Here is a 22,246-nt window from a genome sequence, read left to right on the forward strand (position 1 = left end):
GTCAGGGATTCGACGTTGCCACCGGAAACCGCATCCATGCTTCCGACCTGCCGCTTCGGTCGGTATCGACCCTGCCGCGTAGGCTGGGCATGCGGTTCAGCAAGAAAGGAATCGCCGTGCTGCGTCTGCCGTCCCGCCGTAACACCCTTCGACCCATCGAGCGCCCGCTCGCCTGGCTTGCCGGCCTGGCGCTGGCGCTTTGTGCCGGCACTGCCGCAGGGGCTGCCGGCGGGCCGTCCAGCGTGGCGTTCTGGTACGCCGAGCGGCCGCCGCTGGCCGAGCTTTCCCAGTTCGACTGGGTGGTGCTCGAAGCGGCGCACCTCAAGCCGGCCGATGTCGGGTATCTGAAAGAGCAGGGCAGCACGCCCTTCGCCTATCTGTCGGTCGGCGAGTTCGACGGCGACGCCGCCGCCATCGCCGACAGCGGCCTGGCCCGGGGCAAGAGCGCGGTCCGCAACCAAGCCTGGAACAGCCAGGTAATGGACCTCGCCGCGCCGAGCTGGCGGGCGCACCTGCTCAAGCGCGCCGCGGAGCTGCGCAAACAGGGCTACGCCGGCCTGTTCCTCGATACCCTGGACAGCTTCCAGCTACAGGCCGAGGAGCGCCGCGAGGGCCAGCGCCGGGCGCTGGCCAGTTTCCTCGCCCAGCTGCATCGCCAGGAGCCGGGCCTCAAGCTGTTTTTCAATCGCGGTTTCGAAGTGCTGCCGGAGTTGCCCGGCGTCGCGTCGGCGGTGGCCGTGGAGTCGATCCATGCCGGTTGGGACGCCGCTGCCGGGCAATACCGCGAGGTGCCCCAGGAGGATCGCGATTGGCTGAAGGGCCACCTGGATGCCCTGCGCGCCCAGGGCATGCCCATCGTCGCCATCGACTACCTGCCGCCGGAGCGGCGTGACGAGGCGCGCACGCTCGCTGCGCGCCTGCGTAGCGAAGGCTACGTGCCGTTCGTCAGCACCCCGGCGCTGGACTACCTGGGGGTGAGCGACGTCGAGGTGCAACCGCGACGCATCGCGCTGCTCTACGATCCCCGCGAGGGCGACCTGACCCTGAGCCCCGGTCACGTCTACCTCGGCGGCCTGCTCGAATACCTCGGTTATCGGGTCGACTACCTGCCCACCGACCAGCCGCTGCCCGAACGTCCGCTGAGCGGTCTCTACGCCGGGGTAGTCACCTGGATGACCAGTGGACCGCCGCTGGCCAGCGACGCCTTCGACAACTGGATCGCTGCACGTCTCGACGAAAAGGTGCCGGTGGCGTTCCTCGCCGGCCTGCCTACCGAGAACGACGGCCTGTTGCAGCGCCTGGGTATTCGCCGACTGTCGCAGAAACTCAAGGTCAAGCCGAGCACCGAGACCCACGACCAGGCGCTGCTTGGTTCCTTCGAAGCGCCGCTGGTGATCCGGATCCGCGACCTGCCGGCGCTCACCGTACTCGATCCGGCGCGGGTGACCCCGGCGCTCAAGCTCAAGGGCGACGGCAAGGAGTACGTGCCGGTGGCGACCGCCGACTGGGGGGGCTTCGCCCTGGCGCCCTATGTGCTGGAGGAGGGTAGCGAGCACCGGCGCTGGATCCTCGATCCGTTCGCCTTCCTGCGCAAGGCCTTGCGTCTTGTGCCGCTGCCGAGTCCCGACGCGACCACCGAGAATGGCCGGCGCATCGCCACCGTGCACATCGATGGCGACGGCTTCGTCTCCCGTGCCGAGGTGCCCGGCAGTCCCTATGCAGGCCAGCAGGTGCTGGAGGACTTCATCAAGCCCTATCCGTTCCTCACCTCGGTCTCGGTGATCGAAGGCGAGGTCGGGCCGAAGGGCATGTACCCGCACCTGGCCAGGGAACTGGAGCCGATCGCCCGGCGCATCTTCGCCGACGACAAGGTGGAGGTCGCCAGCCATACCTTCAGCCATCCGTTCTTCTGGCAGCCGCAACTGGCCGAGCAGGGCGAGAACTTCGAGGCCCAGTATGGCTACAAGATGGCCATCCCGGGCTACGACAAGGTCGACTTCGTACGCGAGGTGATCGGCGCCCGCGACTACATCGAGCAGCGCCTGACCACCCCGCGGAAGCCGGTCAAGATGATCTTCTGGTCCGGCGACGCGCTGCCCGACGCCGCCACCATCAAGCTCGCCTACGACGCCGGGCTGATGAACGTCAACGGCGGCAATACCGCGCTGACCCGGGCCTTTCCCTCGCTGACCGGACTCTACCCGCTGATCCGGCCCACCCGCGGCGGCGTGCAGTACTACGCGCCGATCATCAACGAGAACGTCTACACCAATCTCTGGCAGGGGCCGTACTACGGCTTCCGCGGCGTCATCGATACCTTCGCCCTGACCGACAGCCCGCGCCGCCTGCGCGGCCTGCACCTGTACTACCACTTCTATTCGGGGACCAAGCAGGCCTCGATCCGCACCATGCACCAGATCTACGCGGCGATGCAGGCGGAGCATCCGTTGTCGCTGTGGATGAGCGACTACATCCCGCGCCTGGAAGGCCTGCATCGCGCCAGCCTGGCCAAGCGTGCCGATGGCAGTTGGCAACTGCGTGGCTTCGCCGCCTTGCGCACGGTGCGCCTGGACCCGGCGCTGGGTTGGCCGGACCTCGGCCGCTCCACGGGAGTCGCGGGCGTGCGCGACCTGCCCCAGGGGCGCTATGTGCACCTGAGTGCGGCGAATGCGCGCCTGGTCCTGCGCGACAGCCGCGATCCGCGGCCGGCGCTGGAGGAGGCCAACCTGCCGCTGAAGCACTGGCGCTACCGCGACGATGGCCGCGTCGAGTTCGCCTTCGCCGGGCACCTGCCATTACGCCTGGTGGTGCGCGCGGCGGGCGATTGCCGGCTGAGTGCGGCCGGCAAGGCCTTCCCGGGAAAGGCCGGCAACGGCCTGTGGACGTTCGAGTTGCCGATGGAGCAGGTGCGCGATGGCCAACTCGTCTGCCGCTGACAAGCATCCCCAGGCGCGCCTGCTGAATCCCTGGGCCCTGCTGCCGGTCGCTCTCGGGGTGGCGCTGGTGCTGTGGCTGACCTTCAACAGCGAAGAAGTATTCATGCCCAGCGGCGATGGCGAGCCCGACGCGGTCTCGGTGAACTACGCCGAACTGCTGTTGCAGGCGCACCCGGAGAACGACGCGCTGCGCCTGACCCTGATCGACCTGCTGGTCAAGCTCGGCGACTTCGAGCAGGCGCGTCATCACCTCGCCCGTCTGCGCGGCAAGGACCGCCTGGCAACGCCGTTCTACGAGGTGGAACTGGACATCCTTGGCGCCCTGGCCAGGCCCGAGGGCATGGATGAGGAGCAGACGCGCCGATTGCTGGAGCGCCTGCGCAAGATCGAGCACGTTTCGTTGAACGACGCCATGCTCGAACGACTTGCCCGTCATGCCCTGGCCCTGGACGCGCCGGACCTGGCGGCGCGGACCTTTGCCGAACTGGCCGGCCGCGACCCGCAGGGCCGGCAGCGCTGGCTGGACGAGGCGGCGCGCTGGTACCTGGCTTCCGGCGAGCCGCTGCCGGCGGCGGACATCCAGCGGCAACTGGCCGAAGCGCAAACCGAGCCGGCGAAGCGCCTGGCCTATCTGCGCCAGGCCTTCGCCAGCCTGCTCGCTGGCGAGCGCGGCGAACAGGCGGCGTTGTTGCTGGACGAGCGGCTGGACGCCTTGCCGGAGGATGAATCGACCCTGGCCTGGCTCGCCCAGGGCGTACGCGCCGCCGAAGGCAGCCAGCGCTACGACCTGGCCGAACGCTTCATCCGGCGCTGGCGCGAATTGCGCCCCGAGGACCATGAGGCGCTGGCCGCCGACCTGCGTCTGAACATGGCCGCCGGGCGGGTCGAGCGGGCCTGGGAGGTCGGCCAGGAGCTGCTGGCCCTGCGCCCGGAGGACAGGACGCTGCTGGCCGATCTCGCGCGCCTTGGCGAATGGACCGGCAACGGCCCGCGGGCGCTGGGCCTGTGGAAGCAACTGCTGGCCGGCGCCGATGACCCGGCCCTGCGCGGGCATGCCTGGCGCCTGTCGCTGCAGATGTTCGATTTCGACAGCGCCATCGAGCTGCTGGCGCCCATCGGTGCGCAGCGACAGATGACCGACGAGGAACTCGATGCGCTGGTCTACAGCCATGAAACCCGCGGCACGCCGGAAGAGGGCGAGGCATGGCTGCGCGGCTACGTGCAGCGTTATCCGAAACAGCGCCTGGCCTGGCAGCGCTTGCAACAGATTCTCGAACACACCCAGCAGTTGCAGGAAGAGACCGGGGTCTGGGCGCGGATGGCCCGGCATTTCCCGCTGAGTGTCAAGGAACGCATGCAGTGGGCGGAAACCCACTGGAACCTGTTCGATCCGCGCCAGGCCTGGAAGGTCCTCGCCGGCGTGGATACCCGCGCGATCCGCGAGCCGGAGTTCTGGCGCCTGCGCGCGGCGCTGGCCTGGGCCCTGGAGCAGGACGACGATGCCCGCGCCGCCTACGAGCGCATGCTGGCCCTGGACATCCGCCTGAACAGCAGCGACGAGGACCAGTTGATCGCCCTGTACCGGGACAGCAATCCGAAGCAGGCCTTGCAGGTGCTTATCGGCAGTTGGCAGCGCAGCCGCGATCCGCGGCGCCTGGCCAGCGCCCTGCAACTGGCGGAGAACCTCCACGACTGGCCGGCCCTGAAGAGCCTGCTGGCCGAGGCCGAAGGCCTGCCGGAAGCGCAGGGCAGCCCCTATTACTGGGTGGCCAGGGCGCGGCTGGCGGAACAGGAAGGCCATGGCGACGTCGCCGAGCGTCTGTACCGGGAAGCCCTGGTGCGTTTCCCCGGCGAGAACCTGGTGCGCGAACGCCTGCTCTGGTTCTACATCGACCGTGGCCGTCGCGACAGCCTGGCGCCCCTGTTGGCGCAGTGGCATGGCCTGGCGCTGCGGGACAGCACGCTGTGGCTGCCGTTCGCCAGCGCCAGCCTGCTGCTCGAGCGTAACGACCAGGCGCTGGCCTGGTTCCGCCTGTACCTCAAGTCCAATCCCAACGACTGGCTGGTGCAGGCCGCCTACGCCGACGCACTGGATGCCAGCGGCTACCAGGACAAGGCCCTGCGCCTGCGCCGACTACTGCTCCGGCGGCTCGACCGCGAGGCGGTCAGGGCCACCCCGGACAGCTTCGCCGCCTACCTGCGCCTGCTCGCCGTGGCCCAGGGGCCGCTGCTCGCCCAGGGCGAGGCGCGGCGGGCCTGGAATGGCGAGCCGGCGATGCTGCAGCTGTGGTTCGAGCAGTTCCTCGACCAGCTCGCCGCCACCAACCAGGAGCCGCTGAAGGATGACTGGCTGGCCTGGGCGCGCGGCCGGGGCCTGAAGATCGGGCGCAACGAAGAGATCCAGGCCGCCCTGCGCAGCCAGAATCGCGCCGCCCTGCAACGCCTGCTGGAGCGCGGCGAGCTGGATCCGGCGCAGCGGGTCGAGGCGCTGGTGCGTCTCGGCCATGGCGGCGAAGCGCTGGGCGAGGCCCTGGGCGCACTGGGCGACGGCCACTCGCGCGACAACCGCGAGCAGCTGCGGCGGCAGGCGGCGGAAATCCTCGAACGCACTCCCCAGGGCCTGCAACTGGGTTGGAACAAGCGCGACTTCGGCGGTCTCGACTTCAAGGGGCCGACGCTGCGCGCGGCGCGCCACCTCGGCGACGACTGGTACGCCGATCTCGAACTGGGCAGTGGCCGCTATCACGGCGATGCGCTGGATAGCTCGCTCCTCGGTAGCGAACGCAACGCCAGGCTGACGTTGCGGCGCGAACTGGCCGATGGCTTCGCCGCGGCGACGCTCGATGGCAGCTGGCGCGACGACGAGGACCGCCACGGCCTGGGGGTGCTGCGCAATTGGCGGCTGAGCTCGCGCGACGAACTGGAAGCGGGCCTCGACTGGCACCGCGAGACCGACGAGACCGGCCTGATGCGAGCCCTCGGCATGCGCGACAGCCTACGGCTCGGCGGCCGCCACACCCTCAGCGGGCGCGACCAGTTGAGCTGGTCGCTGGCGCACAACCGCTTCTCCACCCGCCAGGGCGACGACCTCGGCAACGGCGAGGCGCTGTCCCTGGAATGGGCCCACACACTGTTCTTCGACGGCCCGGCCTGGCAACTGCGCGGCGGCATCGACTACCAGCGCAATCGCCTGGAGAACCGCGTGCCGGACGACCTGCTGGCGGCCCATGGCGGTGCGCTGGCGCTCGATGGCGCGCGCAGCCAGGACCTGCTGCAGGACCGCTATGGCCAGGTCTACCTCGGCAGCACCTGGCGCCGTGGCTTCCCTGGCGCGCTGAACCGCAGCCGTCCGCAATACACCTGGATCGTCGACACCCTGGCCGGCTGGCAGTGGACAGAGAAGGAGTTCAACTACGGCATCGATCTCGGCATCGGCATGGAGCTGCTGGGCGACGACGAACTGGCGTTCACCTTCGGCTACCAGTCGGCTCCCCAGGGCGGCGGCGGCGATGCCGGCGGCACGCTCGGGGTGACCTACAGCACGCGCTTCGGCCGCTGAACGCGGCCCGGATACGGAATTCAACAGGAGGAACACAACATGCAATCCATCCGCTGCCTGGCTCTCGCGGCCGTCGCCCTGTTCATGGCGGGCTGCTCCAGCTTCACCAGCGAAAGCGCTACGCCGCTGGCGCGCGGCGCGCAGTGGGGCCTGGTGCCGCTGCTCAATTACTCCCAGGCGCCGCAGGCCGGCGAGCGTGCCGAGCAGATCCTGCTCAGCGTGCTGGCCGAGGAGGGCGTGCGGCCGCGCCTGTACCCGGCGCAACCGCAAGGCGACCTGCAACTGGTCGACGACCGCGAGCGCCAGCAGCGCGCGCTGGACTGGGCACGCCAGCAGAAGCTGGCCTACGTGGTCACCGGCAGCGTCGAGGAGTGGCAGTACAAGAACGGCCTGGACGGCGAGCCGGCGGTGGGCGTCAGCCTGCAGGTGCTGGAGCCGGCCTCCGGGCGGGTGCTCTGGAGCACCAGCGGGGCGCGCGCCGGCTGGTCCCGGGAAAGCCTGGCGGGCGCCGCGCAGAAAGTCCTGCGCGAGCTGGTCGGCGACCTGCGGCTCGAGTGACGGCGATGTCCGCGCACAAGGATTTCGCCCTCGCACCGCGCGCCAGCGGCAGCGTCTCCTGGGTCGAGACGCTGGTCATCAGCGCGCTCGCGCTGGGCCTGGGCTGGTGGTTCAGCCCGGACGACCCGCTGCAGGTCAACGCCACCTTTCCCTGGGTGATCCTCGCGCCCCTGTTGCTGGGCATGCGCTACGGCTTCGTCCGCGGGTTGGCCAGCGCGGCGCTGCTGGTGGCGGCGCTGTTCGCGTTTCGCGTCCAGGGCGTCGAGGCCTATGCCCAGGTACCGGCGGCCTTCATCGTCGGCGTGCTGCTCTGCGCCATGTTGGTGGGCGAGTTCCGCGACATCTGGGAACGCCGCCTGGAGCGCCTGGAGCTGGCGAACGAGTACCGCCAGTTGCGCCTCGACGAATTCACCCGCGCCCATCACATCCTGCGCATCTCCCACGATCGCCTGGAACAGCGGGTCGCCGGCAACGACCAGAGCCTGCGCAGTTCGCTGCTCGGTCTGCGACAACTGCTGCGCGAGCTGCCGGGCGATGAGGCACCGCTCGATGCGCTGGCGGAAACCGTGCTGGCGCTGCTGGCCCAGTACGGTTCGCTGCGCATCGCCGGACTCTACCGGGTGCGCCACGACCGCACCCCGGAGCCGCAATCCTTGGCGACGCTCGGCGAGATGCCGGCGCTGGACGCCGACGATCTGCTGGTGCGCACCTGCCTGGAGCGCGGCGAACTGGTCAGCGTGCGCCAGGAACTGCTGGAGCGCGGCGAGCAGCGTGCGCACAGCGCGCTGCAGGTGTGCGTGCCGCTGGTCGACACCGATGGGCGGATCCTCGCCCTACTGGCGGTGGAGCAGATGCCATTCTTCGTCTTCAACGAACGTACCTTCAGCCTGCTGGCGATCCTCGCCGGGCACATCGCCGACTTGCTGCAGAGCGACCGTCGCGCACTGCAACTGGCCGACATCGACGCCCAGCGCTTCTCCCAGTACCTCAAGCGCTCCCTGCTGGACGCCCGCGACCATGGGTTGCCGGCCTGCCTGTATGCCTTCGAGTTGACCGATGCGCGCTACGGCGAAGAGGTCCAGCGTCTGCTGGAAGGCAGCCAGCGTGGCCTCGACGTGCAGTTGCGACTGCGCAACGACGAGGGCCGGCGGGTCCTGCTGGTGTTGTTGCCGCTGACTTCCGCCGAAGGCTCCCAGGGGTATCTGCAGCGCCTGAGGATTCTCTTCGCCGAACGCTTCGGCCAGGCCCGCGAGCTGGAGTCGCTGGGCGTGCGCATCCGCCAGTACGAACTGGACGCCGGCAACGATCGGCAGGCGCTGGGACATTTCCTTTTCAACGAGTGCGGCCTGAATGATCAGCAAGTGGCTGTTTAGCGGCGCCTTCCTGTTCGAGCTGAGCAGTTGGGCGAGCGTCTTCGCCGACCTGCCGTTCGGCCAGGCGCTGGCGCTCTACCTGTTCGCCCACGGCCTGGGCAGCGCGCTGCTGTGCGTCGGCGTATGGCTGCTGCTGCCGCGGCGCTACAAGTTCCCGCTGCCGTGGAGCCCGCTGTTCCTCTTCAGCCTGGCCTTCTTCGTGCCGCTGATCGGAGCGGTCGGCGTCGCTGCGGCGGTATTCCCGGCGCTGTACCTGCCGCGCCAGCGTGGCGAGCAGGCCTGGCAGGCGATGGGCGTCCCCGAGCTGCCGTTCCGGCCGAAGGAAAAGCGCCTCGACATGATGTTCAGCGACGGCGGTCTGCAGGACGTCCTGCGCCATGCGCCGGACCCGAACCAGCGGCTCACGGCGATCTTCGCCACCCGGCGGATGCCCGGCAAGGAGGCGATCCCGATCCTCAAGCTGGCCCTGCGCGACCCCGCCGACGACGTCCGCCTGCTGGCCTACTCGATGCTCGACCAGAAGGAAAGCCGGATCAACCAGCGCATCGAGGCCGCCCTCGGCCGCCTCGCCGGCGCCACGCCGGCGCGACGCGGCGCGCTGCACGGAACCCTGGCGCGCTGGTACTGGGAACTGGCCTACCTGGGGTTGGCCCAGGGCAGCGTGCTGGAGCACATCCTCGAGCAGGCGCGCGAGCATACCGACCAGGCGCTGCGCGGCGCACCCTCGGCCGACCTGCATCTGCTGGCCGGGCGCATCGCCCTCGAACAAGGCCGCCTGGAGGATGCCGGACGCGCCCTCCAGGCCGCCGAGGAGGCGGGAATCGATAGCGCCCAGCTGGCGCCGTTCCGCGCCGAGGTGGCGTTCTTCCAGCGGCGCTACCGGGACATCCCCCGGCTTCTCGCCGGAATGCCCGACGACATGCTGCAACGGCCGCCCTTCGCGGCCCTGGCGAGATACTGGACATGACCGAACACACCGCTCCGACGGCGCCCGTCGCCGATGTCTGCCTGCTGCTGGAGGGCACCTGGCCCTATGTCCGCGGCGGCGTCTCCAGCTGGGTCAACCAGTTGATCCTCGGTCTCCCCGACCTGACCTTCTCGGTGTTCTTCATCGGCGGCCAGAAGGATGCCTACGGCAAGCGCCACTACCCGATCCCGGACAATGTGCTGCACATCGAGGAACACTTCCTGGAAACCGCCTGGAGTTCGCCGAACCCGCAGACGCGACAGGGCAGTAGCGAGACCGAAAAGGCGTTGCGCGATCTGCACCGTTTCTTCCACTACCCGGAGACGCCGGACGTGGAGGAGGGCGACGCGCTGCTCGACCTGCTCGCCGAGGGCCGCATCGGCCGCGAGGACTTTCTCCACAGCAAGGCCAGTTGGGAGGCGATCACCGCAGGCTACGAGCGCTATTGCACCGATCCGTCCTTCGTCAATTACTTCTGGACCCTGCGCTCGATGCAGGCGCCGGTGTTCATGCTCGCCGAGGCGGCCCGGCGGATGCCGCGGGCGCGCATGCTGCACTCGATCTCCACCGGCTACGCCGGCCTGCTGGGCTGCATCCTGCAACGTCGCTGGGGCTGCCGCTACCTGCTCAGCGAGCACGGCATCTACACCAAGGAGCGCAAGATCGACCTGGCCCAGGCCAACTGGATCGCGGAGAACCCCGACGAGCAGCTGAGTACCGGACTGGATGCCGAGGTCAGCTACATCCGTCGCTTGTGGATCCGCTTCTTCGAGCGTGTCGGCCTGCTCACCTATCGCGCGGCCAATCCGATCGTCGCCCTCTACGAAGGCAACCGCCAGCGCCAGGTACTCGATGGCGCCGAGCCACGGCGCACCCGGGTGATCCCCAACGGCATCGACCTCGATGCCTGGGCCGGCGCCCTCGAACGGCGGCCGCCGGGGATTCCGCCGGTGGTCGGGCTGGTCGGCCGGGTAGTGCCGATCAAGGACGTGAAGACCTTCATCCGCGCCATGCGCGGGGTGGTCAGCGCGATGCCGGAGGCGGAGGGCTGGATCGTCGGTCCGGAGGAGGAAGATCCGGACTATGCCAGCGAATGCCGCAGCCTGGTGGCCAGCCTCGGCCTGCAAGACAAGGTGAAGTTCCTCGGTTTCCGTCGGATCGGCGAGGTCCTGCCGCAACTCGGCCTGATGGTCCTCACCTCGATCAGCGAAGCGCAGCCGCTGGTGATCCTCGAAGCCTGGGCTGCCGGCGCCCCGGTGGTGAGCAGCGACGTCGGCTCCTGCCGCGAACTGATCGAAGGCGCCGACGCCGAAGATCGCGCCCTGGGTCGCGCCGGGGAGGTGGTGGCGATCGCCGACCCGCAGGCCACTTCGCGGGCGATCCTCGCCCTGCTGCGCAATCCGCAGCGCTGGCAGGCGGCCCAGGCAGTCGGCCTGCAACGGGTCGAACGCTACTACACCGAGGCGCTGATGCTCGGACGTTACCGCGGGCTGTACCGCGAAGCCACGGAGATTGCATGACATGGCCGGCATCGGCTTCGAACTGCGGAAGATCCTTTCCCGCGATTCCTATACGGCGACCCTGCGCGCCTACCTCTACGCCGGGCTGATCAGCTCCGGTCCCTGGGTGCTGTCGATCGTCAGCGTGATGCTGATCGGCGTGCTGAGCCTCGGCGTGGTGGTGCCGGACGTGCTGGTCCGGCAGTTCCTGATCACGGTGACCTACCTGATGGCGCTGTCGCTGATCTTCACCGGGGGACTGCAACTGTTCTTCACCCGCTTCATTTCCGATCGCCTGTTCGAGCGCAAGCACGAGGCGATCCTGCCCAACCTGGTGGGCGTGCTGTTGCTGGTGACGTTGGCGGCGGGCCTGCTCTCGGCGATATTGCTGGCGACCCTGTTCGATGAGCCGTTCGCCTACCGCCTGCTGGTGATGGCCAACTTCGTGGTGCTCTGCAACCTGTGGCTGGTGATCATCTTCCTGTCGGGAATGAAGGCCTACAAACGCATCCTGCTGGTGATGTTCATCGGCTACGCGCTGATGGTCGCCTGTGCCTACCTGCTGCGTTTCATGCAGATGGACGGCCTGCTGCTGGCATTGCTGATCGGCCACGCCAGCCTGCTGTTCGTCTTCCTCTACGACATCCTCCGCGAGTACCCGGCCAGGCGCATGGTGGCCTTCGACTTCCTCGACCGCCGGCAGGTCTTCGTCAGCCTGCTGCTGACCGGCCTCTGCTACAACCTGGGAATCTGGATCGACAAGTTCATCTTCTGGTTCAACCCCTCCACCTCGGACCTAGTGATCGGCCCGCTGCGCGCCTCGATCCTCTACGACCTGCCGATCTTCCTCGCCTACCTGTCGATCATTCCCGGCATGGCGGTGTTCCTGGTGCGCATCGAGACCGACTTCGCCGAGTGGTACGAGCGGGTCTACGAGGCGATCCGCGGCGGAGAGACCCTGCAGCACATCGGCCTGCTCAAGGAGCAGATGATCCTCGCCATCCGCCAGGGCCTGCTGGAAATCTGCAAGGTGCAGGGGCTGGCGGTGGTCCTGCTGTTCCTGCTGGCGCCGCAACTGCTCGGCTGGCTGGGAATTTCCCGCTATTACCTGCCGCTGTTCTACATCGACCTGATCGGGGTGAGCATCCAGGTAGTGTTCATGGCCTTGCTCAACGTCTTCTTCTACCTGGACAAGCGCCGCATCGTCCTCGAACTCTGCGTGCTGTTCGTGATCGTCAACGGCGCCCTGACCTTCGTCAGCCTGCTGCTCGGGCCGAGCTTCTTCGGCTACGGCTTCACCCTGTCGCTGCTGGTCTGCGTGCTGGTCGGGCTGTACCGCCTGACCACCGCGCTGGACGACCTGGAGTACGAGACCTTCATGCTCAATCGCTGAGGGGTTTCGCCGGCGGCAGGGTCTTTCAGAAAGGGCCGATTCACCCGGTTGAATCGGCCCCTTTTTTTGCTTCCTCGATGCGTTTTTGCAGCTTCTGCATATCCACCAGGCGTTGCGTGCCGAAGGTTCGCATCGGCAGGTCGCCGCTCTCTATCCAGGCGTAGAGCAGGTCCGGCCGGTCGCTGAGGCCGGTCAGGAAGGCGAAACGCATCAGGGTTATATAGCGGGGGCACTCGGCGAAACCCTCTTGGGGGAGTTCTTCCACTTTCATCAGGCGTCCTGCACCATGGTCCGATGTTGGAGGGGAACCCTCGGTCTAGAGGGCTTGGATTCATATTGATCTACTAACAGTTAGTGAATCAATATGCATAGGGAACCATCAGACGCGGACTACACATGGTAAAGAATCGACGTTTGTTCACTGCTGGCAAGCGCTTGCGCGCCCTGCGCGAGCTGATGGGCTTGAGCCGTCCGCAGTTCGCCGAGTTGGTGGGGATGACGGCCAAGCGCCTGGAGAACATCGAGAACGAGCTGCAGCGCATGCACGACGAGGACTTCGAGAAGGTCTGCGGAACCTTCCCGGAGTTCAGCGACTGGATCGCCTATGAAGGCAGCATCGAGCCGCAGTCGATCGCCTGGAAGGTCGCCGACTCGGCGCAGGCGGCCGCGGTCTACCTGGTGGAGCGCAACCCGGTGCTGCTGGAGCGGCACGGCATCGACATGCAGGCCTGGCGCGAACGCCACCGCGAGATACGCGAGGCGCTGCTGGCGGCGGAACAGGCGCCGGAGGCGGAGCCGGCGCCCCTGGAAGAGCCGCCGGAACCCAGGCGCCAGCGGAAGAGGAAAACGCCCGCGAGCGGCAAGGGCGACTGAGGCGCATCGCGCCAGAAACGAAGGGAAGTATCCGTACATGGTCTATGTAGTGAGGAAGCGCTGCCTGTTTCGCGCCGGCGAGCGCCTGTTCGGGTTGCGCGGGCTGACGGGGTTGAACCGACCGCAGTTTTCCGAGGTGGTCGGCATGGATCCCAAACGCCTTGAGAACATCGAGAGTGGCCGGCAGCGCATGCACGACGAGGATTTCGAGAAGGTCTGCGGGACCTTCCCGGAGTTCAGCGACTGGATCGCCTATGAAGGCAGCATCGAACCGCAGTCGATCGCCTGGAAGATCGCCGAGGCCGCCCAGGAAGCGGCGGTCTATCTGGTGGAGCGCAACCCCGAGCTGCTCGAACTCCACGGTCTCGACGTGCCGGCCTGGCGCGAGAAGCATCGGGAAATCCTCAAGAAGGTGCGCAAGCGGGAGTTGTCGCCGCCACCCGAAAAACCACCGAAACCCAGGCGCAAGCGCAAGCCGAGAAGCAACCTGCCCACACCCACCGACGGTACCTGAGACCGGCTCCCTCTCCCCAGCCCTCTCCCGCAAGCGGGAGAGGCAACGGGGCTCCCGAAGCCCAGCGGTAGGGTGGATAACGCGCAGCGTTATCCGCCGTCAGCCCCAGGTGGGCCTCAGAACACCACTCCTACCGGATAGACGAAGGCGTTCACGTCGTAGAACGGCGTGCGCTGGTAGAACCATTGCAGGCGTGCCTGCGGATCGGCGGCGAAGGCCTTGTCCTCGCGCAGGCGTTTGTCGAAGGCGGCCTTCAGCGCCGGGTCTTCCGCCAGCATCTTGCGCGCCATCGGCTCCATCACGTATTCCTCCGGCTCCTCGGCGGCCACCAGGGTGGAATTGAAGAAGCCCCAGGACCAGAAGGAATCCGGACTCTGCGGTTGCAGCAGGTCGATGGCCAGGACGCCCAGCGGCTGGGCGGTGTCGATCGACAGCGAGCCGGCCGGGAAGGTCTGCAGGCGCTGGAACGGCTTCGGCGTGCCGCTGACCAGCAGGCGACCTTCGTAGCCCGGAATCCGGTTGCCTTGCACGCGATCCGGTTCGAAGCCATCGGCGAGCTTGATGTCGTCCATGCGGTACAGGGTCACGGCGATTTCGGTCGGACGCTCCAGGGTGCTATAGCGGATGCCATGGGCCTTGATCCGGGCGATCACCTCGTGCCACTGCGCCGGGACGATGAAACGCTGGGGACGCGGCACCACCAGGTCGGGTACGCCGTTGTCGGTCACCGGTAGTTTCAGCGTCTTCGGCCGGTTGCTCCAGACGATGGTGCGGGCTCCGGTGACCGGCGATTGCTCGTAGCGGTAGTCGCCCACCACGAACGGCGTCTCGGCGGCCTCGCCCGGCTTCCAGGTGAGGATCACCTCCTTCTGCCGCAGCAGGCGCTCGCGGTCGCTGGCGATGGCCTGGCGCAGGCTGGCGGCCTGCTCGCCGATCACCTCGAACATCGCCTTGAGCATCACGTAGTTGCCCAGCACCTGGGTCTTGTACGGATGCAGGGCGTGTTGCTCGATGAGGATCGACGGCACGTTGCGGATGTCGCCGTACTGGTTGGAGAAGCGCGCCAGGTCGGTGCGGTAGGGGTAGTAGCCCTGGGTCGGATCCTGGTTGTCGTTCAGGCTGATGCATTCATGGACCATGTGCCCGAGGCTTTCCAGCGCCTGGTACACCGGCTTGCGCATGACCTGGTCCATCCAGGCGCTGCTCGCCGGTGACCAGCCGTTGCCGTTGTGGCAGTAGGAGCTGTCGTAGGGATACATGGCGCCGTCGGTGGAGTGGGTGTCGGCGAAGAAGCTCAGCTCGTAGTGGTTGAACACCCAGGCGACGTTGCGGATCTCCGCGCTGTCGAGCTTGGTGAAGTCGCGGTTGAGATTGAGATTGCGGCCGTTCACCCGCCAGCCGGTCTCCTGCGGGCCGTTCTGGTTGATCCGCCCGTAGGCGCTGCGGCGCAGGTCGCCGTCGACGTTGACCACCGGGATGAACAGCAGGTTGATCTTCTCCAGCAGCCCGGCGAGCGGGCGGTCGGCAGCGCTCATGTCGCGCAGCAGCATGAACATGGCGTCCTTGCCGTTGGCCTCGCCGGGATGGATCTCGGCTTCCACCAGCAAGGTCGGCTTGGCGGAGCGCTTCAGGCCGGCGGCGGACTTGTCGGCCTCGGTGGAGGCGGTCACCAGCAGCATCGGGTGACCCTCGGCGCTGCGCTCGGGCAACTCGCGCAGGGCGATGCGGCCGGAGGAGGCGGCTACCAGTTTCTCCAGGTAGGCGCGGGTCTCGCGGTAGTCGCTGGTACGCTGGAAGTCGCTGCTCTCGGCCTGGGTGATCAAGGGGTCGCCGGGCTTGGCGAGGTAGCGCAGGCTGCCCAGCCTCTGCTCGAACATCGGTGGCAGGATGCGCTGGCGGGCCGCGGCCGGGTAGGCGCTGTCATCGATGTAGGCGGGCGCGTGGGGCAGCTCCGCGTGAGCGGGCAGGGCGCTCGCCAGCAGGACGCCGGCGAGTAGCGAACGGGGTAGGCAAGGGAACACGATGAACCTCCATGTGGATGGGAACGGCCGCGGCGTGGGCGGGCCTGCGCGACGCGAGCCACGCGTCGTCGCGCAGCCAGTGCAGTGAAACGCCGGCGGCAGGCATCGGTGTTGACGCCGGGCAAGGCGCGGCGAAGCCGATGGCGAGAGCGCCGCCGGTGGATGGTTCAGGGCTGGGTTTGCAGACCCTCCAGCAGTGCCTGGTGGAAGCGTTCCGGAGCCTGTATCTGCGGGGTATGGCCAAGGTCGGGGAATTCCACCAGGGTCGCCTGGGGAATCCGTCGGGCGGCGTCCTTGCCCAGTTGCGCGTAGTTGCCCAGCCTGGCTTTCAGTTCTGCCGGCGCGGCGTCCTTGCCGATGGCGGTGTTGTCTTTCTCGCCGATCAGCAGCAGGGTCGGCATCTGCAACCGGTCCAGTTCGTAGACCACCGGCTGGGTGAAGATCATGTCGTAGGTCAGCGCCGAGTTCCAGGCCACCGACTCGCGCCCCTTGCCGCGATACATGCCGGCCTGCATCTGTACCCAGCGATCGAACTCGGGGCGCCATTCGCCGGCGTAGTAGGTGGCTTGCTGGTATTGGCGAATGCCTTCGGCGCTGGTCTGCAAGTCGCGCCTGTACCAGTCGTCGACGCTGCGCCAGGGCACGCCCAGGGCCTTCCAGTCCTCCAGGCCGATGGGGTTGACCAGCACCAATCGTTCGACCTGCCGCGGATAGAGCAGGGCGTAGCGGGTAGCGAGCATGCCGCCCATGGAGTGGCCGATCACGCTGGCCCGGGCGACGCCGAGCCGTTCCAGCAGGGCGTGGGTGTTGGCTGCCAGTTGCTGGAAGCTGTACTGGTAATGGGCCGGCTTGCTCGACTTGCAGAAACCGACCTGGTCGACGGCGATCACCCGGTAGCCGGCGTCGGCGAGCACGTCGATGGTGCGCTCCCAGGTCCCGGCGCAGAAATTCTTGCCGTGCATGAGCAGGATGGTGCGGCCGTTGGCTTTCTTCGGCGCGACGTCGAGGTAGGCCATGCTCAGCGGCTGGCCCTGGGAGGTGAAGTCCAGATAATGCACCGGATAGGCGTAGTCGAAGCCTTCCAGGCGTTCGCCGTAGACCGGCGCCTGGCTGGCCAGCGCCGGCCCGCAGGCGAGGGCGAGACAGAGGCTGAGGCGGGGTAGGGACATGCGATCGCTCCTGTGTGGGTCTGCTGGAGGATGCACGTCAGGGCGCGAGCTGGCCAGTCCTGGCCGGTTGCCTACAGTTGCTTCAGATACTTCACCACGTCTGCCGCGCCAGCCGCCCGCAGACCTTCGCCGAGGGCATCGGCGCGTTCGTCGTTGCGGGGCAGCAACAGGCACTCCGGGGTTTCCGGAGTGAACAGGGCGAGTCGCGCATAGGGCAGGCCGGTATCCAGCAGCAGGCTCATGAAGGTCGGCTCGGACCAGGCCTCGGTCGGAATCCGCAGCATGTGGTAGCGCTGTTCCAGTTCGTCCAGCGCGCCGGGCTCCAGTTCGTAGCGTTCCAGATGTGCCGGCAGCTTCAGTTCCAGTTCGCGGCGGCGGGCGTAGACGATCGCCGCGGCGAAGGCGCAGGCCTGGCGTTCGCCCGCCCAGAACAGGCGCTCGCCGTGCCAGGCGGCCTGGCGCAGGCGGATGCTGTCGCCGTTGGTGAAACGCGGCAGGGCCAGGCTCAGGGCCTTGACGAAATCCTTGTAGCTGATGATCCGTACGCCCCGGCAGACCTCGGCCGTGGCCAGGTCTTCCAGGCGTGGGCAAGGTGCCTGGACGAGGATCTCGCGGCTGCATACGCCTTCGATGGTCTTCAGGTCGACCGACTCCAGGGTGGAGTGGCTGACCCGCACCAGGCGCTTGAGGACCGCGTGGGCTTCCGCCTTGTCTTCCTGGACCGGGCCGGACAGCGCGCCGCGCGGCAGGTCGACCAGGGTGTGCAGGGGCGGTCCGGCCTGCCACCAGACGCTCGGCTCCGGCCGTCGCAATGGCTGGAACGGCAGCTCGAGGGCGGCCGCCCGTTCGCGCAGCTCCCGGCCATCGCTTCGCGCGGCACCCAGGCGCAGGCGGTTGGCGAGTGCGGAAAGGCGACCGGTGAAGGTGCTGTTGCTACGCGAGTTGGAACTCATGATCGACGGAGGGCTCCTCGGGCTCGGCGACCGACGCGGAAAGGGGTGGGAGGGGACGGCGACGGTCCGTCCATTGAAGCACAGGTTCGGGCGTGACATTCAACCGCGTGGTTTGTGGCAAGCTGTCGTGGTTCATTCAAGCGGGGGGCTCCATGCCCAGTCTCATCATGGATATCGCCCTGTCCGGCGAACGCCTGCAGGCCATCTACGGCGGCAGGGCCAATCGGGTCCTGCTGCGCAGCCGCGACGGTCGCCGGGTGAATCTGCCGGCCCATCACCTGCGTCCGTTCATCGGCCACGATGGCGTGCATGGCACGTTCCGCCTCGATTTCAGCGAGGATGGCCGCCTGCTGGCGCTGCAACGCCTCGCCTGAGCGGGCGCTCGACGGCTATAATCGGCACCCTTCATTCTGCCGACCGATACCTGACCATGTACACCCTGGCCCGCCAGCTGCTGTTCAAACTGTCCCCGGAAACCTCCCACGAACTGTCCATCGACCTGATCGGGGCCGGCGGCCGCCTGGGCCTGAACCGCCTGCTGACGCCCAAGCCGGCCAGTCTGCCGGTCTCTGTGCTGGGCCTGGAGTTTCCCAACCCGGTGGGGCTGGCCGCGGGCCTGGACAAGAACGGCGACGCCATCGACGGGTTCGGCCAGCTCGGTTTCGGCTTCATCGAGATCGGCACCGTCACTCCGCGACCGCAGCCGGGCAATCCCAGGCCGCGCCTGTTCCGCCTGCCGCAAGCCAACGCGATCATCAATCGCATGGGTTTCAACAACCACGGCGTCGACCACCTGCTGGCACGGGTGCGCGCGGCGAAGTATCGCGGCGTGCTGGGGATCAACATCGGCAAGAACTTCGATACCCCGGTGGAGCGCGCGGTCGACGACTACCTGATCTGCCTGGACAAGGTCTACGCCGACGCCAGCTACGTCACCGTCAACGTCAGCTCGCCGAACACGCCCGGCCTGCGCAGCCTGCAGTTCGGCGATTCGCTCAAGCAACTGCTGGATGCACTGCGCCAGCGCCAGGAAGCGCTGGCGCTGCGGCATGGCCGGCGGGTACCGCTGGCGATCAAGATCGCCCCGGACATGACCGACGAAGAGACCGCGCTGGTCGCCGCGGCGCTGGTCGAGGCGGGGATGGACGCGGTGATCGCGACCAATACCACTCTCGGCCGCGAAGGCGTGGAAGGCCTGCCGCATGGCGACGAGGCGGGTGGCCTGTCCGGCGCGCCGGTGCGGGAAAAGAGCACGCACACGGTGAAGGTGCTGGCCGGCGAACTGGGCGGACGGCTGCCGATCATCGCCGCCGGCGGTATCACCGAGGGCGCGCACGCGGCGGAGAAGATCGCCGCCGGGGCGAGCCTGGTGCAGATCTATTCGGGTTTCATCTACAAGGGACCGGCGTTGATCCGCGAAGCGGTGGATGCCATCGCCGCTTTGCCGCGGCGGAATTGAAAAGGGCTCCTTGCGGAGCCCTTGGGCTTGCGCCCGCCGCCCGGATGGGGCGTGCCTTGGGGAAATCGGTGCTATCCGTGTTGTCGCTTACACGTGCTGGAGTTGATTGAGACGTTGTAAGCCGGCCGTGCCAGTGAGGCCGTCCCAGTTGTCGCCACGGCCCTCGCGCCAGCCGTTGAGCCAGGACTGCCGCGTCGTAGGATGGGTGAACGGACAAAGATCACGAGATTTACCGGTTATGCCGTTCTGATAACCACGCAAGAAGGCTCTTTCCAACGGATCACGCTTAAGTCTTCTCATAGGGTGTTGCCCTCACTTGTTGACTGTTATGTCCCGTTGGCCCCCAGGGGAGGCCTGGCGAAGCTTTCGCCGAAAGGGGTCGTTGCCGGCGTGACGACCCTCGCCCGACACCGTTGCGGTGGCGGATTAACTGGAGTTCTAACCAAAGCGTTCAGGCGTGTGAATGACCGATTTGTCATAAAGACTTAACGCTTTCGTCGATAGGGCCATATGTTGCAGGCTCATGACGCCTGGTTTCCGGCGCTAACGCCGCAGGGTCGCGGGGTTGCGCCTTATAACGATTTGTACCCCCACCAATTGAGATTTCCTCGCATTCCGACGAAGGGTCGCCCAGACTGCGACTCGGGGTCGCAGCGAGCAACGCCGGGAGCGTTCCGGCAATCGAACCACGGCACCTGGTGCCAAAGAAGTGCCCATGAGGGTGCTTCCACTGACAAGGGCTACGGCCCGGGAAGGCGATATGGCTGATGTTTACGAATTGTTTCTGACCTGCCCGAAAGGCCTGGAAAGCCTGCTCCTCGAAGAGGCGCAGGGGCTCGGCCTGGACGAGGCGCGCGCCCAGGTGTCGGCGGTGCGCGGACAGGGCAGCCTGGAGGTGGCCTATCGCCTCTGCCTGTGGTCGCGCCTGGCCAACCGGGTCTTGCTGGTGCTGGCGCGATTCCCGGTGGAGAACGCCGAGTCCATGTACATGGCGGTCCACGCGGTGAACTGGGAAGACCACCTGGACGCCGGCGGCACGCTGGCGGTGGAGTTCAGCGGCAAGGGCTCGGGCATCGACAACACTCATTTCGGGGCGCTGAAGGTCAAGGATGCGATCGTCGACAACCTGCGCGAGCGCTCCGGCCGACGCCCGTCGGTGGACAAGGTCAATCCGGACGTGCGCGTCCACCTGCACCTTGACCGCGGCCAGGCGACCCTCTCCCTGGACCTCTCCGGGCATAGCCTGCACCAGCGCGGCTATCGTCTGCAGCAGGGCGCCGCGCCGCTGAAGGAGAACCTGGCGGCGGCGGTGTTGATCCGTGCCGGCTGGCCGAAGATCGCCGCCGAGGGCGGTGCCCTGGCCGACCCGATGTGCGGCGTCGGCACCTTCCTGGTCGAGGCCGCGCTGATGGCTGCCGATATCGCGCCGAACCTCAGGCGCGAGCGCTGGGGCTTCAGCAATTGGCTGGGTCACGTGCCGGCGCTGTGGCGCAAGCTCCACGAGGAAGCCCAGCAGCGCGCGGCGACCGGCCTGGCCAGGCCGCCGTTGTGGATTCGCGGCTACGAGGCCGACCCGCGCCTGATCCAGCCGGCGCGCAACAATATCGAGCGTGCCGGAGTGGCCGACTGGGTGAAGATCTACCAGGGCGAACTGGCGACTTTCGAGCCGCGCCCGGACAAGGGCCAGACCGGCCTGGTGATCTGCAACCCGCCCTATGGCGAGCGTCTCGGCGACGAAGCCAGCCTGCTGTATCTCTACCAGAACCTCGGCGAGCGCCTGCGCCAGAGCTGCATCGGCTGGAGCGCCGGGGTGTTTACCGGGGCGCCGGAACTGGGCAAGCGCATGGGCATCCGCAGCCATAAGCAATACGCGTTCTGGAACGGCGCGCTGGCCTGCAAGCTGCTGATGATCCAGGTCGAGCCGCGCCAGTTCGTCACCGGCGAGCGTGGCGAACGCAACGACGAAGGCCTGGCGCGGGCGCCGAGCGAGCCGGCACGGCTGAGCGAGGGCGGGCAGATGTTCGCCAATCGCCTGCAGAAGAACCTCCGGCAACTGGGCAAATGGGCGCGCCGCGACAAGATCGAGTGCTATCGCCTGTATGACGCCGACATGCCGGAGTATGCCCTGGCGGTGGATATCTACGGCGATTGGGTTCACGTCCAGGAGTACGCCGCGCCCAAGTCGATCGATCCGGCAAAAGCCCAGGCGCGCCTGTTCGACGCCCTGGCGGCGATTCCGCAGACCCTGGGCGTTGCCCAGGAGCGAGTGGTGGTCAAGCGCCGCGAGCGCCAGGCCGGCAAGAAGCAGTACGAACGGCAGAGCAGCGAGGGCAAGTTCCTCGAGGTGGGTGAGGGCGATGTGCGCCTGCTGGTGAACCTGACCGATTACCTGGATACCGGGCTGTTCCTCGATCACCGGCCGATGCGCCTGCGCATCCAGAAGGAGGCGGCCGGCAAGCGCTTCCTCAACCTGTTCTGCTATACCGCCACGGCCACCGTGCATGCGGCCAGGGGCGGCGCGCGCAGCACCACCAGCGTCGACCTGTCGAAGACCTACCTGGACTGGGCGCGCCGCAACCTGTCGCTCAACGGCTTTTCCGACAAGCAGCGCCTGGTGCACGGCGACGTGATGGAGTGGTTGCGGGAAGACGATGGCCAGTACGAACTGATCTTCATCGACCCGCCGACCTTCTCCAATTCCAAGCGCATGGAAGGCGTGTTCGACGTGCAGCGCGACCACGTCGAACTGCTCGACCTGGCCATGGCGCGGCTGGCGCCGGGCGGGGTGCTGTATTTCTCCAACAACTTCCGCAAGTTCGAACTGGACGAGAGCGTGCAGGCCCGCTATGCGGTCGAAGAGATCACTGGCGAAACCCTCGATCCGGATTTCGCGCGTAATCCGAAGATCCATCGGGCCTGGAGAATCACCGTTCGCTGAGGCGAGCGGCATTCATGCAAAAGGCCGCCGGCGG

The 22,246-nt window shown here is 67.4% G+C and carries 17 protein-coding genes; 12 read left to right on the forward strand and 5 right to left on the reverse strand.

What is annotated here, in order from left to right; all coding sequences use genetic code 11:
• Positions 1 to 89 precede the first annotated feature (89 nt).
• From ACYAF3_RS20950 to pelG, 7 genes are read left to right on the forward strand one after another with little or no spacing between them, the layout of a single operon-like run.
• Positions 90 to 2,936 carry a bifunctional glycoside hydrolase/polysaccharide deacetylase family protein gene (locus tag ACYAF3_RS20950; protein WP_031756481.1) on the forward strand — a complete coding sequence of 949 codons (2,847 nt, stop codon included), beginning with the start codon at positions 90 to 92 and terminating at the stop codon, positions 2,934 to 2,936.
• On the forward strand, positions 2,914 to 6,495 hold the full coding sequence (locus tag ACYAF3_RS20955; protein WP_003119775.1) for a tetratricopeptide repeat protein: 3,582 nt from the start codon (positions 2,914 to 2,916) through the stop codon (positions 6,493 to 6,495). Before ACYAF3_RS20950 ends, ACYAF3_RS20955 begins: the two co-directional genes overlap by 23 nt.
• 39 nt (positions 6,496 to 6,534) lie before the next feature.
• Positions 6,535 to 7,053 carry a pellicle/biofilm biosynthesis outer membrane protein PelC gene (locus ACYAF3_RS20960; protein ID WP_003091288.1) on the forward strand — a complete coding sequence of 173 codons (519 nt, stop codon included), beginning with the start codon at positions 6,535 to 6,537 and terminating at the stop codon, positions 7,051 to 7,053.
• A 5-nt stretch (positions 7,054 to 7,058) separates the two neighbouring features.
• A complete protein-coding gene (pelD, locus tag ACYAF3_RS20965) occupies positions 7,059 to 8,426 on the forward strand; it encodes a pellicle/biofilm biosynthesis GGDEF protein PelD (protein ID WP_003116463.1) in 1,368 nt (455 codons plus the stop codon).
• On the forward strand, positions 8,404 to 9,393 hold the full coding sequence (locus tag ACYAF3_RS20970; protein ID WP_003116464.1) for a tetratricopeptide repeat protein: 990 nt from the start codon (positions 8,404 to 8,406) through the stop codon (positions 9,391 to 9,393). Before pelD ends, ACYAF3_RS20970 begins: the two co-directional genes overlap by 23 nt.
• The gene (gene pelF / locus ACYAF3_RS20975) at positions 9,390 to 10,913 is read left to right on the forward strand and encodes a GT4 family glycosyltransferase PelF (protein ID WP_003103472.1); all 1,524 of its coding nucleotides are present in this window, start codon (positions 9,390 to 9,392) and stop codon (positions 10,911 to 10,913) included. Before ACYAF3_RS20970 ends, pelF begins: the two co-directional genes overlap by 4 nt.
• Before the next feature lies 1 nt (position 10,914).
• Positions 10,915 to 12,285 (forward strand): exopolysaccharide Pel transporter PelG, encoded by a 1,371-nt coding sequence (gene pelG / locus ACYAF3_RS20980; RefSeq protein ID WP_003091283.1) that lies wholly within the window; start codon positions 10,915 to 10,917, stop codon positions 12,283 to 12,285.
• Positions 12,286 to 12,325: 40 nt separating this feature from the next.
• Here pelG and ACYAF3_RS20985 read toward each other — a convergent pair whose 3' ends face one another.
• Positions 12,326 to 12,556, reverse strand: a complete 231-nt coding sequence (locus ACYAF3_RS20985; protein WP_003091282.1) for a hypothetical protein — start codon at positions 12,554 to 12,556, stop codon at positions 12,326 to 12,328.
• Between the two features lie 125 nt (positions 12,557 to 12,681).
• Here ACYAF3_RS20985 and ACYAF3_RS20990 point away from each other — a divergent pair, with 125 nt between their 5' ends.
• Together ACYAF3_RS20990 and ACYAF3_RS20995 are read left to right on the forward strand one after the other, a co-directional pair.
• A complete protein-coding gene (locus ACYAF3_RS20990) occupies positions 12,682 to 13,158 on the forward strand; it encodes a helix-turn-helix domain-containing protein (protein ID WP_009313801.1) in 477 nt (158 codons plus the stop codon).
• 37 nt (positions 13,159 to 13,195) lie between these two features.
• Positions 13,196 to 13,672, forward strand: a complete 477-nt coding sequence (locus tag ACYAF3_RS20995) for a helix-turn-helix domain-containing protein (RefSeq protein ID WP_003115353.1) — start codon at positions 13,196 to 13,198, stop codon at positions 13,670 to 13,672.
• Positions 13,673 to 13,788: 116 nt separating this feature from the next.
• On the opposite strand, the gene ACYAF3_RS21000 is transcribed toward ACYAF3_RS20995, so the two are convergent.
• From ACYAF3_RS21000 to ACYAF3_RS21010, 3 genes are all read right to left on the reverse strand, one after another.
• On the reverse strand, positions 13,789 to 15,693 hold the full coding sequence (locus ACYAF3_RS21000) for a M14 family metallopeptidase (protein ID WP_003103223.1): 1,905 nt from the start codon (positions 15,691 to 15,693) through the stop codon (positions 13,789 to 13,791).
• 167 nt (positions 15,694 to 15,860) lie between these two features.
• Positions 15,861 to 16,862 (reverse strand): alpha/beta fold hydrolase, encoded by a 1,002-nt coding sequence (locus ACYAF3_RS21005; protein WP_003103224.1) that lies wholly within the window; start codon positions 16,860 to 16,862, stop codon positions 15,861 to 15,863.
• A gap of 71 nt (positions 16,863 to 16,933) precedes the next feature.
• Positions 16,934 to 17,815 (reverse strand): DUF6685 family protein, encoded by an 882-nt coding sequence (locus ACYAF3_RS21010; protein ID WP_003113960.1) that lies wholly within the window; start codon positions 17,813 to 17,815, stop codon positions 16,934 to 16,936.
• A gap of 152 nt (positions 17,816 to 17,967) precedes the next feature.
• Here ACYAF3_RS21010 and ACYAF3_RS21015 point away from each other — a divergent pair, with 152 nt between their 5' ends.
• Positions 17,968 to 18,189: a DUF2835 domain-containing protein gene (locus ACYAF3_RS21015; protein ID WP_003103227.1), complete on the forward strand. Its 222-nt coding sequence runs from the start codon at positions 17,968 to 17,970 to the stop codon at positions 18,187 to 18,189.
• Positions 18,190 to 18,245: 56 nt separating this feature from the next.
• Positions 18,246 to 19,274 carry a quinone-dependent dihydroorotate dehydrogenase gene (locus tag ACYAF3_RS21020; protein WP_031756483.1) on the forward strand — a complete coding sequence of 343 codons (1,029 nt, stop codon included), beginning with the start codon at positions 18,246 to 18,248 and terminating at the stop codon, positions 19,272 to 19,274.
• A gap of 87 nt (positions 19,275 to 19,361) precedes the next feature.
• Here ACYAF3_RS21020 and rmf read toward each other — a convergent pair whose 3' ends face one another.
• Complete coding sequence (gene rmf / locus ACYAF3_RS21025) at positions 19,362 to 19,574, reverse strand: ribosome modulation factor (protein WP_003103238.1); 213 nt, start codon at positions 19,572 to 19,574, stop codon at positions 19,362 to 19,364.
• Positions 19,575 to 20,034: 460 nt separating this feature from the next.
• Here rmf and rlmKL point away from each other — a divergent pair, with 460 nt between their 5' ends.
• Positions 20,035 to 22,212, forward strand: a complete 2,178-nt coding sequence (rlmKL, locus tag ACYAF3_RS21030) for a bifunctional 23S rRNA (guanine(2069)-N(7))-methyltransferase RlmK/23S rRNA (guanine(2445)-N(2))-methyltransferase RlmL (RefSeq protein ID WP_003103239.1) — start codon at positions 20,035 to 20,037, stop codon at positions 22,210 to 22,212.
• The last annotated feature ends 34 nt before the right edge of the window (positions 22,213 to 22,246 follow it).

This window comes from Pseudomonas sp. TZ252, assembly GCF_056110345.1.

What these genes read in the sequence shown, in the direction of transcription:
- pelD (WP_003116463.1), top strand. Translation starts at nt 7,059, where the DNA reads ATGTCCGCGCACAAGGATTTCGCCCTCGCACCGCGCGCCAGCGGCAGC.
- pelG (WP_003091283.1), top strand. Translation starts at nt 10,915, where the DNA reads ATGGCCGGCATCGGCTTCGAACTGCGGAAGATCCTTTCCCGCGATTCC.
- ACYAF3_RS21020 (WP_031756483.1), top strand. Translation starts at nt 18,246, where the DNA reads ATGTACACCCTGGCCCGCCAGCTGCTGTTCAAACTGTCCCCGGAAACC.
- ACYAF3_RS20970 (WP_003116464.1), top strand. Translation starts at nt 8,404, where the DNA reads ATGATCAGCAAGTGGCTGTTTAGCGGCGCCTTCCTGTTCGAGCTGAGC.
- ACYAF3_RS20955 (WP_003119775.1), top strand. Translation starts at nt 2,914, where the DNA reads ATGGCCAACTCGTCTGCCGCTGACAAGCATCCCCAGGCGCGCCTGCTG.
- ACYAF3_RS21010 (WP_003113960.1), bottom strand. Translation starts at nt 17,815, where the DNA reads ATGAGTTCCAACTCGCGTAGCAACAGCACCTTCACCGGTCGCCTTTCC.
- pelF (WP_003103472.1), top strand. Translation starts at nt 9,390, where the DNA reads ATGACCGAACACACCGCTCCGACGGCGCCCGTCGCCGATGTCTGCCTG.
- rlmKL (WP_003103239.1), top strand. Translation starts at nt 20,035, where the DNA reads ATGGCTGATGTTTACGAATTGTTTCTGACCTGCCCGAAAGGCCTGGAA.
- rmf (WP_003103238.1), bottom strand. Translation starts at nt 19,574, where the DNA reads ATGAGAAGACTTAAGCGTGATCCGTTGGAAAGAGCCTTCTTGCGTGGT.
- ACYAF3_RS20950 (WP_031756481.1), top strand. Translation starts at nt 90, where the DNA reads ATGCGGTTCAGCAAGAAAGGAATCGCCGTGCTGCGTCTGCCGTCCCGC.
- ACYAF3_RS20985 (WP_003091282.1), bottom strand. Translation starts at nt 12,556, where the DNA reads ATGAAAGTGGAAGAACTCCCCCAAGAGGGTTTCGCCGAGTGCCCCCGC.
- ACYAF3_RS21015 (WP_003103227.1), top strand. Translation starts at nt 17,968, where the DNA reads ATGCCCAGTCTCATCATGGATATCGCCCTGTCCGGCGAACGCCTGCAG.
- ACYAF3_RS20995 (WP_003115353.1), top strand. Translation starts at nt 13,196, where the DNA reads ATGGTCTATGTAGTGAGGAAGCGCTGCCTGTTTCGCGCCGGCGAGCGC.
- ACYAF3_RS20990 (WP_009313801.1), top strand. Translation starts at nt 12,682, where the DNA reads ATGGTAAAGAATCGACGTTTGTTCACTGCTGGCAAGCGCTTGCGCGCC.
- ACYAF3_RS20960 (WP_003091288.1), top strand. Translation starts at nt 6,535, where the DNA reads ATGCAATCCATCCGCTGCCTGGCTCTCGCGGCCGTCGCCCTGTTCATG.
- ACYAF3_RS21005 (WP_003103224.1), bottom strand. Translation starts at nt 16,862, where the DNA reads ATGTCCCTACCCCGCCTCAGCCTCTGTCTCGCCCTCGCCTGCGGGCCG.